Raw genomic sequence first — 16894 nt, forward strand, 5'->3', positions numbered from 1 at the left:
AGGAAGAAAGAAAGACTGAAATACTAAAAAAGTAAATGGGAATAGTATTCAAAAAGCCACTTCTTCTCTACTAACCTCAACCAATTGTAGAAACCCTTTAGACCGTGGGGAATTAAACCCATAAAAAAATCGTAAAGGGTGCTAGTGGGACTTACACAATTTTTAGAGCTTTAATATAGCCTAAACCCTATTTATAGCAGGCAAATACGTTCATGTTTTCAGTCAACCAACCTCAAAAACTGTGCATACATCGCTGTACAAAAAGCGTACCATTGCTTCAGTAAAAGTCTTTAAAGGTTTGTTAGCCCATTGCCTTTGTAATCCTCCTGTTAACTTATACCAAATTATAAAAGTATCAGCACAAAACATCAAGATCAAATAGCGTTCTAGGCTCCATTTATCTCTTACTTGATACTCTTTTAACCCTAACCATCCTTAAGGATTAATTTTGCTTAAATCTCTCCATAAATTAATGGTGGAATTCTTGCTAAAACACCTTTTTTTAACCGCTCAGGTCTTTCAGACCAAGATAATAATCCATCAGATTTAGTATCATAGAGACTCGCACATTCTAATACTGCTGCTGATACTTCTGACAAAATTTCTGTTTGAGATGGTAAATCTCCAAATACATAAGTATGCTTACCAGGAGCAGCAAAAGAAATAGCACAAGAGTGACTACAAGCACTCATACATTCTATTGGTTTTATAGTAAATCTATCCCGTAAGTGCCAATTTTTATATTGTTGGGAAAGTCGATCAAGTAGTTTTTCTCCTCCACTAATACCTTGTCGTTTCCCATCTTTCCAAACACTTGCACAAGTAGTACAAACAAATAGTAATTGTGGCGTAGACATTATGTTTCTTTGATAATTTGCAGGAATTTAATTTTGCTATTAACTATTAACTAATAACTAAATATGGCGCTGGTGAAAAATACCATTCCAATGGCACCTATTGTCAAACCCAGGAAGCGCGTTACAAGAAAGAATTTATTTTCCCAAAAATTACTTACTAATTCAGCAGATTTCATTACCAATAATGCTATTAATAACTGCACCACTGTAAAGCCTAACAAATATGCAAATAAAGGCGTCATTTCTGCACCAATAATTGCCTCTCCATAAGCATAACCATGAAAAATACCAGCAATAGCTGCAAAGATACTTAATAATTGAAGACTTAGCTTCTTTTTAAGAACTAGCATTGTACCAAAAACAACTACTGATAGAGCGATCGCTATTTCTGTTAAAGGTAAATCAATACTGAGAAGATGGATACCCGTTCCTAATATTACTGTAGCGAGAAAAGATGCTATTATTGATATACCATTGGGGATTCCTACTGCAATTAATCCAACTGCAACTACAAAAGCCAGATGATCTATTCCAATAATTGGATGTCCTACACCAGATAGAAAACCTTCCCACAAATTACTTGGTATTTTTCCACCCATTGGATGATGAGCTATTGCCGATTCTATTGTGCTGAAAAAAATTAAAATTGCCAGCGCTAAAATTACTCTTATTCTATGCAATTGATAACTAACCCTACTTTTTGTGGGTTTGTCATGTATGTCTTTCATCCGTACCTCGCAGATGTATTGATTATTTTTCTTAATTAATGTTGGTGGGCATTCTGGCTTAATGAAATTTTAGATTTTACTAAATTCATTTCACAGTTGCGGGACAGCGTTGGATTTACACCAAACTTTCCCCATTACTTCTAACGACTGACCCTCGCTAGAACCAACATAGTTTGAAGAGTATATCACAATATTTCTCTTCTCGATCGAAATTTTTTTGATTTTTATAAATTTTTCAACATTTTCTGCTTAATACATCTTGATCAAAATCAAAAAAATAGTTAGTTAGTATCTAAAACTATATTTATTATGCAAAAAACTAATAAACTGTGGATATAATATAATCATCATCCAAACTATAATTGTAATGATTGAGATCAAGCTTATTTTTATTTTTTGAGTTTTAAATAATCAGGCCAAATAATTATACTTGTTAAACGTTCTGAATATATAAACCTCATCGTAAATTATTTCAATTATCTTATTTACTAGACAGTGCAAAGTTCTGGGAATAACTATTGCTAGTCAAGGGTTTCACGGACTCAAGGTTAAAAATTCTCCATTCACAGAGCGTAGGTGCTGTAAACCTTTCCCAGTAACACTTTCAATCTTGAGAACCAACTGTTTTTTAGCAGAACTTTGTACTCTCCAGTTATTGAAAAATTAAAATGGTGAAAAATATATAATATAATTAGAACTGAGAAGTTGTAAAATTCAGACTTATAATATGACTAATATCTGGATTTTTCAATCATCAATATCAAATAACAGCTTTGGAACTCCTCAGAAAAAAAGAACCCCACCATCAAGGAAGAAAACTAAGTATGTCCAGAAGTATGTCCAGATACGATTCCCATCTTAAATGCTCATTTTGTGGCAAGTCCCAAGATCAAGTCCGTAAGTTAATAGCAGGTCCTGGGGTTTATATTTGCGATGAATGTGTAGAACTCTGTAACGAAATATTAGAAGAAGAAATTTTTAACTCTAGAAAAGATGATACTTCAGCTAGCGAAATCGGAGCGCAATTAGCAAATAATAATTATTCAGGTAAGAGTAAAACTTCCTTAGAAGCAGTTCCAAAACCTACAGAAATTAATCAATACTTGGATCATCATGTAATTGGACAATACCAAGCAAAAAAAGTACTGTCAGTAGCAGTATATAATCACTACAAACGTCTGAGTTGTCAAACAAATCATAATTCCGACAACAGCCTTGACCCTGATGTGGAATTACAAAAATCTAATATCCTATTAATTGGCCCAACTGGTTGTGGAAAGACTCTGTTAGCCCAAACTCTAGCAGACTTACTAGATGTGCCATTTGCTGTAGCAGATGCAACGACCCTCACCGAAGCAGGTTATGTAGGGGATGATGTAGAAAATGTTTTGTTAAGGTTATTGCAAGTAGCAGACTTTGATATAGAAGCTGCTCAGAGAGGAATCATATATATAGACGAAATAGATAAAATTGCTCGTAAAAGTGAAAATACTTCCATTACAAGAGATGTATCTGGAGAAGGAGTACAACAAGCTCTATTAAAAATATTGGAGGGGACAATAGTTAATGTCCCACCACAAGGAGGGCGTAAACATCCCTATCAAGATTTTATTCAGCTTGATACTAATTCAATTTTATTTATTTGTGGTGGTGCTTTTGTCGGGTTAGAGAAAATAGTTGAACAACGACAGGGAAAAAAATCATTAGGCTTTATTCAAGCCGAAAATATTAATCAAGATAGTATAGCTTTACAGTCAAAAGAAAAACGTCATATTAATGTACTCAAAAATGTAGAACCAGATGACTTAGTTAAGTTTGGTTTGATTCCAGAATTTATTGGACGAATGCCAGTATTAACAGTAATTGACCCATTAGATCAAACGGCATTAATGAAAATATTAACTGAGCCACAAAATGCTCTAGTTAAACAGTATCAAAAATTATTAAAGATGGATAATGTTAAGTTAGAATTTCAAAAAGAAGCTCTCAGGGCGATCGCTAAAGAAGCATATAGACGCAAAACAGGAGCTAGAGCATTGCGAGGTATTTTAGAAGAGTTAATGTTAGAGGTAATGTATGAGTTACCATCCCGTAAAGATGTCACCCGTTGCATTATCACTGAAGAAATGGTAGAAAAACGATCTACTGCTGAATTGTTATGGCATCCAACTTGGCATAAACAGCATGAGTCTGCTTAAAAATTATCAAATCAAGATTTGACCTTTAGATGTAATATCTTGGATTTGTAGTGAGGCGAAATAAAATATAGTAGAAAAATCTGCTTGATTCTCAACCATAAGTATACAAATCTATTTTGAGCAAAACTTTCTTTAATTTTTGCTATTGCTACATCGAGCTTGTGATATAATAGAATATGTTATCGGTTTCGAGGATCTGTTTAAGTTCGATGGGCGTTTTCCAGTTTTTCTTTACAGACTTGTCTCCGAGTTCTATATTTGTTTAAATTTTTAACTGATTTGGGAGACAGTCTATGTCAATATATGTGGGTAACTTATCCTACGAAGTCACGCAAGATGACTTAAACGCAGTATTTGCTGAATATGGACAGGTAAAAAGAGTTAACTTACCTGTAGACCGTGAAACAGGGCGATTACGTGGTTTTGGCTTTGTGGAAATGATAAATGAGGAGGATGAAGAAAAAGCAATTGAAGCTTTGGATGGAGCAAGTTGGATGGGTCGTGACATGAGAGTTAATAAGGCCAAGCCACGAGAAAATAAGGGTGGTGGCAACTACAGTGGTGGCAATAATCCTAAGTTCTCTCGTAATAATAATAACAGATACTAACTTATCAAAAACGTTGCTAGAAATAATGCCCCCTCAAATAGACATAGGTGTAAAAAAGAATGTAGAAATGTTGAGCACTGAAACATAAGACAGGGATCGGGGAGAATAGGAAAACTCGATCTAGATCAATAGCAGAGGTTATTTGAACGCTAATTAAATGGACTGTATATAACCTCTCTACAAGAGTTGCTAGAATAGAAATATTTAATTTCTGGAAATATCTAATGTATTGAGTGTAAGCATAAACGTGTTAGAAAAAATAGACCATACCGGGACATATCTGAAAGCAGACTCTAAAGTGGAAGTAAAAAAATCTGTAGACTGATCAAACCAAATATCTTCAATTAAATTACAAAGTTTTGAGCTACAGTTGCTTGTTAAGTATTCAGAAATCCAGAGAAAATAATAGTAAATATCAAAGACTCAGCTAATGATGCTAGAGTCTTTCTTCATATAAAATTTTGCTAATTCAATGATAGGAAATTCCTACCTGCTGAAACCGACTTAATACTTCACCCAAACGCTCACATTCAGCAATTAAACTAACCCTCACATAACCCTCTCCTCCACTACCAAAAGCATTTCCAGGAGTCACCACAACCCCAGTTTTTTGTAATAAAGACAAAGCAAAATCAGTAGATCCTACTCCTGCTGGACAAGGTACCCATAAATACATAGTTGCCAGAGTTTTCCGCACATTCCAACCCAACTTTCCTAAACCTTGAATCAGAAAATCTCGACGTTGCCGATAACGTTCTTGAACCTGATGTAAAAATTCATCCGGTAACTGTAAAGCAGTTTCAGCAGCGGATTGTAGAGCAGCAAACAACCCATAATCTAAATTAGTTTTCAGAGTACGTAACCCTTGAATAATCCGAGAATTACCAACCACAAAACCTACTCGCCAACCAGCCATATTATAAGTCTTAGACATAGTGTGAAACTCAACACCAATATCTTTTCCCCCAGGAATCTCCAATAAACTTGTAGGCTGATAACCATCAAAAGCTAACTCAGCATAGCATAAGTCGTGAACCAGCATAATTTCATACTTTTTAGCAAAAGCCACAATATCCTGGAAAAATTCTCGTGGGGCAGTAGCACCAGTGGGATTACTAGGATAATTAAAATAGAGAATCTTCGCTTGCTCTGCAACACTATCGGGAATATCCCCTAAATCAATAATCCAATCATTTTCTGGTTTCAGTAAAATGCTATGAATCTTACCTCCAGCAATTAAAGGGCCACGAAAATGGGCAGGATATGCAGGATTAGGTGCTAAAACTAAATCTCCTGGATTCACATAAGCCAAAGCTAAATGAGTTAAACCTTCCTTAGAACCCAACAGTGGTAAAGCTTCACCCTCTGGGTCAAGTTTTACATTATAACGACGGAAATACCAATTAGTAATTGCTTTCCTGAAACTAGCAGTACCTTCAAAAGGCGGGTAACCATGGTTAGTTACTTTTTGTAAAGCGGCGATGGCGGCCTCTACCACAGGTTGAGGGGTCGCCCCATCAGGGTTTCCCATTCCCAAGTCAATTAAATCTAGCCCTTGTTCGCGGGCACGAGCTTTTAGTTCGTCTAAACGGGCAAAAACATAAGGTGGTAGTGCTTGTACTCTGTTTGCGGGACTAATCCAATCCATATTTATTACAAGTTGAAGCAGGAAATAAGGTAGTTAATTAATGGATAATTGATAATGGATAATGGATAATTGATAATTGATAGTTACCCATTATCCATTCATTAATGAAGAGCATTTTATTGGTTTTACTGATTTGACTTTCTTGGGCTTTCTTGTGTACTCCTAAAAGTTGTTTTTTGTCGTGGCGATCGCGACGACACTAGGAGCTTTCAGACTTCAAAACATCAAATGATATTTTTGTCAAGTTTTATGTTAATAAATGATGTTTATAAAGCATAGCTTCAAAGGGGAAGCTTTAAACCAGAATTATTTAATTATTAATTATTCGGTAACACTCAGACTAGCTAAAATCAACTATTTTTTTCAAAATATTCAGATTTCAATCTTCAGAAATTAGCTGTAGTATCTGTATCTATATAGGTATCAATTCCTGAATTTTGTTTCTCTGACTCCTGTGGGACTGTTGTTGAAACCATTGCTGCTACTAATTGTTCAGGAATCACCCTAAATGGTAAGCGATGAAGATCAGAATTGTCACGACAAGCAACTTCAGCAACGCGCCATAAGTCAGATAAACTGATTTCTCCTAACCCTAAGTCACCCAATGTTTTTGGTAAACCAATCTCATCATAGAATTTTAACAGTTGCTGTCTAGCAGTCATAGCTAGTTGATTGCCTTGTAGCATTTCCTCCAACCTTAGTTGGACTAATATACCATAAGCAACTTTTTCTCCATGTAATGTACCATGACTTGCTGACAAATGAGTTAGGCCATTATGAACAGCATGAGCAGCGACAGTCCGACATTGAGCACCCCCAATACCTCCAATTAAACCTGCTAATAAGACTGTGGCATCGACAACTTCTTGCCAGGTTTCTCCACCAGGTTCTTGTAAGGCTACTTTTGATTTTTGAAAGAGAATATCCCGCAAAACTCTTGCTTGTTGGACAGCAGCAACTATCATTGTTTGTTCTGAATGGCCACTACTAACTGAAGCTTCGTACCATTTAGCGATCGCATCCCCAATACCAGCTACTAAAATACGGGAGGGCCCAGTTTTGATTAAACTATAATCCAGAATTAGCAGGTCTGGACATTTAGCTAGACTAACATCATATAAGAAAGCACTTTGGTCTGAGTAGACATTTGATAATGCAGTCCAAGCTGCACAAGTGCCTGCTGAGGTGGGAATGGTGACTATAGGTAAATGACATTGGTGGGCTAAGAGTTTGGCTGTGTCGAGAGCTTTGCCACCACCAATGCCAATTATGAGGTCTGCTTTTTGAGTTGTAACGATTTGGCGAAGATTAGCTAGGTTCGCTTCACTACAGTCCGACCCGTAGTTGACCTGAGTAAATTTTAAATGATGATTTTGTAGTAAAGGCCCAAGGTGTGGTTGAATGATATTCAAGGAGCGATCGCCTCCTACAATTAAGGGATTATTGCCAAGAAGGGCGATCACTTCTCCTGATTTGGCCAGAGCATTTTTTCCCCGAATAATTTGAGTTGGCGCAATATTTAGGGATAATATAGTTGTTGCTGGTTGGCAGGTATTGGTCTGTTTAATCATGGCGACAAAGGCTAGATTAGAGTCAATTTTATTGAGTATAGGCAAATATTGTTATACTTGCCAGGCTTTCCTGAAAATTTTTAATTTTTTTTTGAATTTATAAGTTTTATACTAAAGATTGATTATTAATTTTTTTACTGGCTACTACTAGAGGAATATAATTGAGTGTATTAGACTTGTCGCTTTATAACTTAAAAAATCCCCAAAAACTTTATTCTGTGAGGATTGTAGCTATTGAAAGCCCAAAAGTATTGGAATTATTGCTCTGTCTAGGTTGGAGCGATTTTTTCCCTCTATTTAGCGACAACTCTATTATAAATATATGGTGTTTACACATTAATTGTGAAACTAAAAAGTTTTCTGTACTTTTTTCTACTCCATCAAGTATTTAATTATCTAGATAAAATATCAATCTCAGAATGATTTTTTAACTCTTAAAAAGCTAACGGCAATTGATGCATTTAGCTATATCTTATATCTATACTAAAACCGAAATCAATACAATTAAAACGGCAATTTTAAACCAAGCTGACAGCTAGTTAAAATCATATTTTTTTTGACTTATGTAATAATTTTATTCACTCAAACTAAATATGATGTCTATAGTAATAAATATTTTTTCAAGATGGTTAAAATTTGATAATTTTTTATAGTTAACAAGTATTTATTATCCTCTAATTAATGTTTATTCAGGTATAAAAGTTTAAGCCAGGAGTAGGTACAGTCAAATTTATTAAAATCTCTAACAGTCATAGTATCAAACAAGACTAAGTCTTTGCACAATTAAATTGAGGAGCAAAAACAATGAAAGGTTCATTTGCGCAATACGCTCAAGAAAGCAGTACAGAGATAATACTTTATTATCTCAATGGTAATTCAGAGACCTTTAGTTTACCAATCAATTCTCAACAGTTTCAAACTATATTACCACAGTTACTCCAACAACCTTGGATAACTTTTCACTTAATAGATCAAACAGTTTGTATTTCTACAGAAAAAGTGATGAAAATTGAAATCAAACCACCAATAAATCAAATGCAGGGAGAAGGCATCTTTGCCAATTCTCAGAGAATCACTCCTTTACAACGTAATGCTACCAGATAACAAATAATTGAATTTATAATTTTTTTATAGTAATCATAGAAATGAACAGTGAGCAAATAAAATAAAATGGGAGATTGAATTTATGCTATCAATTAGCAATTTAGAAAAAACTGGTAAATGATTTATTTGAGTTCAGATGAATTTCCCTAGTGATCTTAGACAATAAAATAAAATCGGCTTGATTATGCAAAGCCAATTAATTTTTTTAAATCATATCATAGAGAATGTTAAGATAGAATAGGTAATCAAAAAATGCAGTACTCGAAAAAACGTATAAATTCTGATACTCAAAATAGTAAACAAGACCAAGGTGTGCCCAATAGAATTGTTAGTCTAAGTCGCGGTATTAAGATTCACTGATTAGGTACAATTGGATTTGTACTTCTAGATGCAATTCTTGTATATATTGCTTGGACAAGTGCTTACTCAGTTAGCTCTGAGCTAGTCAGAATTTATGCTAATTAACCAACATTTTTGTTGCCAATTTTATTAATTACTCTAAGTAATATAGCTACTGCTAGTTTGTATGGCGATAGCGAAAGTCATTGTCAGCTTTTTACTAAGCTAAAAAGTCTGACATTTGCTCAAGTAATTTTACTATTACTGGCTTTTTTATACCAACCAGAATCAATCTACTTGAAGTTACAATTATTTAGTAAAAATAGTTAGTAATACTGCTCCTAACAAATACTGATTTGCTTGTAAATTTAATCCAACCTCTTTACCTAATTGTTCGCGAGCTATTGGACTATAAAGCTTAATTCCACCAGGAGAAATACTCAAAGACTGAAATTCATCTTGCCACTTAAAATAGGAATCAACTAAGTAAAAATATCCTCCTGGGCGTAAAACTCGACTCACTTCATTAAAAACTTGTTGAGGATGAGGATAATGTAAAAAACTAATTGTATTAAAAACAGCATCAAATTCTTCATCGGCAAAAGACATTTCTTCAGCATTTCCTAGTAAAAAAGTTAAACTTTCTTGATGACGATTACGACTATTAGCTTGATTAACCATTTCGGGAGATAAGTCTAAACCAGTACCTTGAAGATCGGGAAAATTAACAGCAAGACGATGCAGAAGTTTTCCAGTACCACAACCTAAATCTAGTACATTTGATGGACTTGGCAGATTTACATATTCCAGTAATCTTTGATGTACCGCTTGATAAACTACAGATGGAAATAACCAATCATAATTAGGTGCCCAAAGATCGAAAAATTTTTGTTTAGAGGAAATATTATTTGTCATATAGCAGTTATGTTTGAGTTCATAGGAAAATAAAATTATCTCGTTCCATACAAGCGATCGCCCGCATCTCCTAATCCTGGAATAATATAACCGTGTTCGTCTAATTTTTCATCAATAGCAGCAGTATATAAGAGTATCTCTGGGTGATATTTATGGAAATGTTCAATTCCCTCTGGTGCTGCCAATAAACACAGAAATCGAATTGATTCTGGGTTAGATTCTTTAATCCGATCGACTGCTGCTACTGCTGAATTTCCAGTTGCCAACATGGGGTCAACTATTAACACATCTCGCTGCTCAATATCATGGGGGACTTTAAAATAATATTCTACAGCAACTAAAGTACTAGGGTCACGATACAAACCAATATGTCCCACTCTTGCTGTAGGTATTAACTCTAAAATCCCATCAAGAAGTCCTTGACCTGCTCGCATAATGGAAACAATCACCATTTTTTTTTTCAGCAGCTAACATCGGTGCTTCCATCAACTTCATTGGTGTCTGAATTTGTTGATATTTTATTGGTAAATCGCGAGTTACTTCATAAGCTAATAACATTCCTATTTCTTTAAGCAGTTGGCGAAATTGAGCAGTGGTAGTTTCTACTTGACGTAATAATGTCAATTTATGCTGAACTAATGGATGATTAATGATAGTAGTTTTTGTCATTTTATGACCTAGTTTAATTCATCAAATTATACAGAAAATTCCCTCGTATATGAAGTACAGATTTCTTTAAGCAGTTGGCGAAATTGAGCAGTGGTAGTTTCTACTTGACGTAATAATGTCAATTTATGCTGAACTAATGGATGATTAATGATAGTAGTTTTTGTCATTTTATGACCTAGTTTAATTCATCAAATTATACAGAAAATTCCCTCGTATATGAAGTACAGATATTAATAATTAAATGTTCCCTGTGTGGGCATTTTGCCCGCTATGGGTGTATCTCACGACTGGTGGAATATGCTGTATATAATTACCGATTTATGTAATACCAAGTATGATAAATTTTTGCTAAAAATATCTGTTGCCTGTTGCTTATAACCATAGTAGTCTTTTCAATAATTAATTATTACCTCTTCTTTTCAAAGAGAGGATTGACTAATCATGAAAATTTTTCTTCTCTTGGTCGATTGGATATGGCGAGGAGACCCGTTGTTACAGACCCGCTCCGAAGATCGCCATCCCACCCTACGGGAAGCTGCGCTAACGACCGCTTATTATCTCCTTAAAAGGGGAGGCGCATACCCACAATTTTTCGGTAATATGAAATACAAAAAATTGTACAAATATACGACTCTCCCTATCTCCCTATCTCCCCATCAATCTTTGGTAGCAAACATTAACGTATTTCATATAACATTCTTTTTTTCACACTGGTATAATACCAATTACCATGCATTAATGCTTAACTTAGGTATCAATTCAATTATTAGGTAATTAACACAAACAGAATTACCTTTTTGATAATTAGCACCCTAGGAGTGCATTAATTATTCTTATGTTTATTTCTCTGTACGGACCCATGCAACGTCCCCAGCTATTCCTCTGTTCAATAAAATGTAGAAAAGTTTTTGATCGATGGTATAAGTGGGTATAAATAAACCTGAAAACGAAGAATATAAAAATGAAGTATGAAGGCAATTTTCAAGATATTTTTACTGTTTTGAATATCCATCGCAATTTAATATTTACAGAGAATTAAATCCACCTAATTAATGAATCAAAAATCAGGGTAACTGACATAGAAATTTAACCCCTACCCAATTGATGCACTGTAGGTGAGGTGTAGGGTATCAAACAATGTAATGAAAGAAGTAATATCATATACAGATAAGAGCGTTACCAAAAAACTTTCTCATACCTTTTACTTCAAACTCCCTATTCTTCCGTCCTGACTCCTGAATTCTGACTCCTCTACTTATAAATATTCAACCGGACATCATATAAGTAGACAACAGCAACTATTCCCTATTCACCATAATGGATAATTTTTATACTTTTACAGGACTAATATCATGTCCGGTAGCATCGGTATTGTCAGCGTGAAGGTAAGAAAGCAAGGAAGAAGGAGGAAGGTTTTAGTTATCTAGGAGAGAGGAAAGAAGGCTTAAAAGCTTGAAAAAACGTAAATTTCCTGTAGATATTCACCCTTGGTTTTACACAAACGATAAAGTGCGGACATGATATAACCTGATGCCATCTAAATTATTATAAAATAGAGAACTTTAGCTGAACCGTCTCTAGAGCAAATTTAGATAGAATTTACGATAGTAACGAGGTACATTTTTTTGACTTTATTAAATTCTCGAAAAATCAAAATAAAGTATATACTTCACCACATTAAAAAATCATCTAAATTACCAAATGTATTAACTAAATGAGTTATATACTAATGCTTCCTTTGCTCTAGTAATTTCAATAGTAACTTTGCCACTAAAATCTGGTATTGGAGCTGCTAACTTAGTTAAACTAACCTTGATATTTTGTACTAATGGTTCTTGCAAAATAGCCGTAGCTATCGTATAAGCTGCTTTTTCTAACAAAGCAAACTTAGAATTTTTCACAAGTTGTTGGACAGTATTAACTATGCGGCCGTAATCTACGGTATCTTCTAAAGCATCGCTTTTACTTGCAGCATTCAAATCTAACCCTAGAATTAAATCTACTTCAAACCATTGTCCCAATACTTTTTCTTCTGGAAAAAACCCAATGTACCCGTAGCAGCGAATTCCAGTAATTGAGATTGAGTCCATAATTACTAATTAAAAAACTGTTCCATCACTCTTGATTTTAATCGGAGGCGCACCATCCTTTCTTAATTCTGTTGCTATTTTTCGCCCTGCTGTCCATGTGCCCCCTTGTAAGACTTTTACCAGTGGTAATTCTGAGGTATTTAAGTTAAGTTTTTCTTGAATTACTTGAGCAACTTTGTCTAAAAGACTAATAGTTAGCGCTCTCCATTCTACAATAATTTCTGAACCTGGTAAATGTTGTTGTTGTAGAATCAAAGGATTTTTGATTTTTATTAGTTCCATATCTATAAATAAGCCACCATTCCGATATTCTGCTAATCCAGTTAAATCATCTAATCCAATTATTTTTAAACTCAATTCTTGTAATGGTTCGAGCAATGAATATGTTAACCATTGAGATAATTTATGAAAAGGTATATATTCATCCCCCAAGCGATCGCTTTTGAGCAGAGAATGAGGCCAAACATCTCCTAAATTAATACCTGAAATAGTACTACGCCCTGGCCAAATATCTCCCAATCCCTCCAATACAGCATTTAATACTGAAGTAGCTTTAATTGCTTCTTTATTGGCCTGATTTTGCAACAAATAATCAACCATATTTCCTGAACGTGGACTATCAATACCAAATAAATGAGAGTCTTGATTTAAAACTTGCCCCAAGCGTTGCAGCAATTCCAGACGACCTTCAAGACCTACCAAGGGATTTTCTGGACTAACTTGGAATCCTTGAGTTAAAGTCTGGACATCAATTTGTGAAAGTCCTCTAGTATCTGCTTGCCAGGGAAAATCGGGATTACTAGAAAAAAAACCTTGACAAAATAGTCGGAAACTGCAAACTGCCAAACCTTCCGAACGACTAAATATTAAGCCAGTTTCAGGTTCAGTGTATTGCCAGTTTGCACCCGCACCCGCATCTAGTAGTACACTAATAATGGCTAAATCAAATTTTACCTTGGCTTTTTCTACAGGTGTGAGTCCTGCCAACATTTGGTCAAGTTCAGCTAGGCGAGGCACATCTCCTACTTGGAAATGTCGCCAACGACTATGTAAGGGTATATTTAATTTGGGATACTGAGCATAAATAATATTAATGACATAATTAGCGCATTTATCTAGTTGAGTTAAATCGACTTGAAAATTATTGAGTTGGTCTTGACAAGCAAGATTAAAGATGCTATCACACCTTTCTCGAATGGCCTGGGCAGTTCTTAGGTATGTAATAACTTCTGGAATTTTTTTATTCATTAAAAGTCAGAGTTAAGAAATATAATATAAATAGTAAGCTAGAAAAAAATTATCACCGAAAAATTGGGTCTGAAGCCTCCCCCTTCTAGTCGGAAGTAATAACTATAACTGGCTGCACTCTACAAACAGCATCCCGATTCGTCCCCATAAATTAAGTCAATCTCTCTGGCCACCGTCGCGAGTTCTAGAATTTCTAGGTCATTCTGCTTGACAGAGAGCTTGTGTAGATTTTGCCGTTTTTGATGGCTCACTCGTGTAAACTTCCAAATCACCCTCTTTTTTGGCGTTGCACAGTGACGAATGATTAGGAGAATTGAGGAATTTGCTGATGTTTCAAATAATAGATCAGCAAGTTAATTGATCTGTACAACATATCAATGGACTTGGAGTAGCACAAAGTTTTGCGATCTAACCTAGGGTGCGTAGTGTCTCAGACGGCAGTTTTCTCCTTCTACTCTCGTCATTGCTGTTTTACTGACTAGGTGATAGTGCTCCGCACCGAACTTCGCGAACGCAATCGTCAATTAAGCAAGGATACACCTTGTATCCATCTGTAATGTAGAGAAAACAGGCCCAACCGTGAATCATCTGCCATAATATTGTAAAGGTAACGGCGGAGCGATCGCCGATCACAAACTTAAGAATTCCTGGCATTTGGCTATTCACGACTGTCCAGACCCAAATTTGGTTTTTTTTGAGCCCATAAAAGTTTGCAGTTCATCTAGCGTGAGCAGTTTCAGGTATTTCATAGTTATCCAAAGCGAATCTGTGCTTGGTGCAAGCCGTACCCAGTTAAGCACTGTGTTATGGGAAATACCAGTTACTCTCTCAATGGCTCCCAATCCCATGCCATTAAGGGACATTTTCACACAAAGCTCTTTAAGATCAGAACTATAACCCGCAGGAGAGGGACTTTCTCGCGCATTGACGGCCACAGTCACGGCACAGATAACTCTGTTTTCCCTGACGATGACCATTTTTCACTACTTTATGGCTTTGACAATCAGGACAGTCCATTTCTCAATAAAATTCTAGAATATCATTCTCTATTGTGCAACGCCTCTTTTTTTGAGCAACTGACGTACATACTCAGGACTCAAGTTCATTTGCTGTTCTTGGCGTAGTTTTTCAGCTAGTTGCAGACTGTTGTAAGTTCTTGGGTCTTTTGTCAGATAGGAAACTTTGATAGTTTCTTGTTGACTTTCTTAAATTTAATTCAGCAAAAAATTAGAGCAAATATTCCGCCAGTTAATGTCTAATCAAATTGACTTCAGCCAATCAGAAAAACAAGAGAATAATGTAGCTGTTGCTCTTGGTAGTAATCTTGGTGATTCTTTAAGTATTCTAGAAAATGCAATCCAAATTTTATCCAAAACTCCAGGTATTACCTTAAATACTTATTCTAGCTGGTATCTGACTAAACCTATCGGTCCAAAACAACCAGATTATCTGAATGGTTGTGCATTATTAAAAGTAGAATTAACTCCTCAAAAATTGTTAGAAATTATTTTGGATATAGAAAAACAATTTAAGCGAGTACGTTTAGTACATTGGGGACCTAGAACTCTAGACCTAGACTTAATCTTATACAATGATTTAATATTAGATATTCCCAACCTGCAAATACCCCATCCTCGGATGAGAGAAAGAGCTTTTGTTCTCGTACCCCTAGCAGAAATAGCTCCTGATTGGATTGACCCAGTATCAGGAAAAGCGATCGCTCAACTTCTAGAAGAGGTAGAATGTTCAGGAGTATCTAAACTTTAAACTGGCAAGTTAAAATAGCAATTCTACTAGCGCGTCTAGATTAAAATTGTGGGTAAAGATGATGTAGTTTTATCCTAGTATCAGCAGTAGAAAAGCGCCAATGAACCTTAGCTTGAGAAGCATTGCGTTCATCCTGCCATGCCCGAAGTTCTTGCTCTAGTATGGGATTTGCTGACGCAACGCTACCGCGAACGCTCCGAATCCGACGCTCAAGACATTGTTGATTAAGTACGCTTCTATTTCTATGATATTTAGCCAACTACCATTGCGTGGGGGATGGTGAATTTCAAGGTACCGAGCTAATTGATCAGCTTCTGATACCGGAAACCCTTGATACAAAGAAGCAATATGATGAGTGTGAAGATTGTCGCAGACTAACTTGACCTTGCGTGCATTTGGATAGTCCACTAATAGTAGATGACGTATTTGTTCTGTCCACTCAATACGAGTTCGATGTTCATAGCTTTTAACTCGTCGCCAACCGCGAATCGGGTCTACAAATAGAAATATAGCTCTAGTGCAGGATGGCAGAAATAACTAACCAGTTACAAAATCCTAAAAGCCTTACCAATCAATACTTTTAACTTTTGAATGCATGACTTTTGACTTCCGCGTAGCGGCACTAGTATCATTGCGTTCATAGTGATAATCCTATAAATGCATCGTGACCTAGTTGAATAGGAATTAATTGTTTAACATCCCCTTTTAATTCCAAGACTGCTTCATCCATACAAATTAATGGTTGATCATCAGAGTGTTCAGCTATGTAGACATCTAGAAGTACTTCCATTTGAGCTACAAAGCGGGCGCTGTCTTTTTCCAGGATGCAATATCGTTGTTTCTTCCCAGGCCGCAGCTGGTTTTTTTTTAACTCTGACGTACTGTTTCTCTACTGATTTCGGTAACTATTCCACGTCGTTTTAGCTCCGAAACGAGCAAAGTGAGTGTCCATAGCACATGACCAGATGGAGGCTCACTACAGCAAATTGCTACAATCATGAGTATGACATGAGCCATCTAGTTTCCTGGGCACTGGAGGAGTGCTACCTTGGCGACATTTAATTCTGTCCAAGTTACTTATAACATTGGGTGTTGGTTGATGAAATTTTGCCAAAATGATTAACCTAAAATTGACTGGTGATTATATTTAGG

The 16894-nt window shown here is 35.6% G+C and carries 17 protein-coding genes, 3 pseudogenes and 1 riboswitch; of the genes and pseudogenes, 4 read left to right on the forward strand and 16 right to left on the reverse strand.

Translation table 11 applies throughout. The features are described from left to right. Positions 1-187 precede the first annotated feature (187 nt). The 3 genes and pseudogenes from F6K18_RS01740 to F6K18_RS01750 form a co-directional block, all read right to left on the reverse strand. A pseudogene (locus F6K18_RS01740) lies at positions 188-435 on the reverse strand (IS701 family transposase); the annotation flags it as partial. A gap of 17 nt (positions 436-452) precedes the next feature. Next, positions 453-857 (reverse strand): DUF1636 domain-containing protein, encoded by a 405-nt coding sequence (locus F6K18_RS01745; RefSeq protein ID WP_287518050.1) that lies wholly within the window; start codon positions 855-857, stop codon positions 453-455. A gap of 50 nt (positions 858-907) precedes the next feature. Next, positions 908-1585 (reverse strand): HupE/UreJ family protein, encoded by a 678-nt coding sequence (locus F6K18_RS01750; RefSeq protein ID WP_287518051.1) that lies wholly within the window; start codon positions 1583-1585, stop codon positions 908-910. 25 nt (positions 1586-1610) lie between these two features. Continuing rightward, positions 1611-1768: riboswitch (cobalamin riboswitch) on the reverse strand. Positions 1769-2421: 653 nt separating this feature from the next. On the opposite strand from F6K18_RS01750, the gene clpX reads away from it, so the two are divergent. Continuing rightward, positions 2422-3783, forward strand: coding sequence for an ATP-dependent protease ATP-binding subunit ClpX (gene clpX / locus F6K18_RS01755; RefSeq protein WP_287518202.1), 1362 nt, complete (start codon positions 2422-2424; stop codon positions 3781-3783). Positions 3784-4076: 293 nt separating this feature from the next. Beyond that, positions 4077-4391: an RNA-binding protein gene (locus tag F6K18_RS01760; RefSeq protein ID WP_287518053.1), complete on the forward strand. Its 315-nt coding sequence runs from the start codon at positions 4077-4079 to the stop codon at positions 4389-4391. Positions 4392-4860: 469 nt separating this feature from the next. Here F6K18_RS01760 and F6K18_RS01765 read toward each other — a convergent pair whose 3' ends face one another. Both F6K18_RS01765 and F6K18_RS01770 read right to left on the reverse strand, forming a co-directional pair. Beyond that, entirely contained in the window at positions 4861-6045 is a 1185-nt protein-coding gene (locus tag F6K18_RS01765; RefSeq protein WP_287278264.1) for an aspartate aminotransferase, read from the reverse strand. A 380-nt stretch (positions 6046-6425) separates the two neighbouring features. Then, positions 6426-7610, reverse strand: a complete 1185-nt coding sequence (locus F6K18_RS01770) for an iron-containing alcohol dehydrogenase family protein (protein ID WP_287518204.1) — start codon at positions 7608-7610, stop codon at positions 6426-6428. Positions 7611-8414: 804 nt separating this feature from the next. On the opposite strand from F6K18_RS01770, the gene F6K18_RS01775 reads away from it, so the two are divergent. Further along, entirely contained in the window at positions 8415-8714 is a 300-nt protein-coding gene (locus F6K18_RS01775; protein WP_287518055.1) for a hypothetical protein, read from the forward strand. Positions 8715-9362: 648 nt separating this feature from the next. Here F6K18_RS01775 and F6K18_RS01780 read toward each other — a convergent pair. From F6K18_RS01780 to F6K18_RS01810, 7 genes and pseudogenes are all read right to left on the reverse strand, one after another. Continuing rightward, a complete protein-coding gene (locus tag F6K18_RS01780) occupies positions 9363-9968 on the reverse strand; it encodes a class I SAM-dependent methyltransferase (RefSeq protein WP_287518057.1) in 606 nt (201 codons plus the stop codon). A 35-nt stretch (positions 9969-10003) separates the two neighbouring features. After that, positions 10004-10637: pseudogene (upp, locus tag F6K18_RS01785) on the reverse strand (uracil phosphoribosyltransferase). A 26-nt stretch (positions 10638-10663) separates the two neighbouring features. Then, complete coding sequence (locus F6K18_RS01790; RefSeq protein WP_287518060.1) at positions 10664-10804, reverse strand: hypothetical protein; 141 nt, start codon at positions 10802-10804, stop codon at positions 10664-10666. Between the two features lie 1539 nt (positions 10805-12343). After that, positions 12344-12727 (reverse strand): dihydroneopterin aldolase, encoded by a 384-nt coding sequence (gene folB / locus F6K18_RS01795; protein WP_287518064.1) that lies wholly within the window; start codon positions 12725-12727, stop codon positions 12344-12346. A 9-nt stretch (positions 12728-12736) separates the two neighbouring features. Continuing rightward, the gene (locus F6K18_RS01800) at positions 12737-13975 is read right to left on the reverse strand and encodes a URC4/urg3 family protein (RefSeq protein ID WP_287518067.1); all 1239 of its coding nucleotides are present in this window, start codon (positions 13973-13975) and stop codon (positions 12737-12739) included. A gap of 119 nt (positions 13976-14094) precedes the next feature. Beyond that, entirely contained in the window at positions 14095-14226 is a 132-nt protein-coding gene (locus F6K18_RS01805; protein ID WP_287518069.1) for a hypothetical protein, read from the reverse strand. A 53-nt stretch (positions 14227-14279) separates the two neighbouring features. Further along, positions 14280-14992: pseudogene (locus F6K18_RS01810) on the reverse strand (IS1 family transposase). A 234-nt stretch (positions 14993-15226) separates the two neighbouring features. Between F6K18_RS01810 and folK the strand changes: the two are divergent. Continuing rightward, complete coding sequence (gene folK / locus F6K18_RS01815; protein WP_287518071.1) at positions 15227-15742, forward strand: 2-amino-4-hydroxy-6-hydroxymethyldihydropteridine diphosphokinase; 516 nt, start codon at positions 15227-15229, stop codon at positions 15740-15742. Positions 15743-15782: 40 nt separating this feature from the next. On the opposite strand, the gene F6K18_RS37210 is transcribed toward folK, so the two are convergent. From F6K18_RS37210 to F6K18_RS37220, 4 genes are all read right to left on the reverse strand, one after another. Then, a complete protein-coding gene (locus F6K18_RS37210) occupies positions 15783-16001 on the reverse strand; it encodes a hypothetical protein (protein WP_375341285.1) in 219 nt (72 codons plus the stop codon). Then, entirely contained in the window at positions 15899-16273 is a 375-nt protein-coding gene (locus tag F6K18_RS01820) for a transposase (protein ID WP_375341289.1), read from the reverse strand. The genes F6K18_RS37210 and F6K18_RS01820 overlap by 103 nt, the downstream gene beginning before the upstream one ends. Positions 16274-16379: 106 nt before the next feature. Beyond that, positions 16380-16532, reverse strand: coding sequence for a hypothetical protein (locus tag F6K18_RS37215; protein ID WP_287526020.1), 153 nt, complete (start codon positions 16530-16532; stop codon positions 16380-16382). Between the two features lie 77 nt (positions 16533-16609). Next, complete coding sequence (locus F6K18_RS37220) at positions 16610-16759, reverse strand: hypothetical protein (protein WP_375341286.1); 150 nt, start codon at positions 16757-16759, stop codon at positions 16610-16612. Positions 16760-16894 lie beyond the last annotated feature (135 nt).

The organism is Okeania sp. SIO2C2, from assembly GCF_010692625.1.
Lineage (GTDB): Bacteria > Cyanobacteriota > Cyanobacteriia > Cyanobacteriales > Microcoleaceae > Okeania > Okeania hirsuta.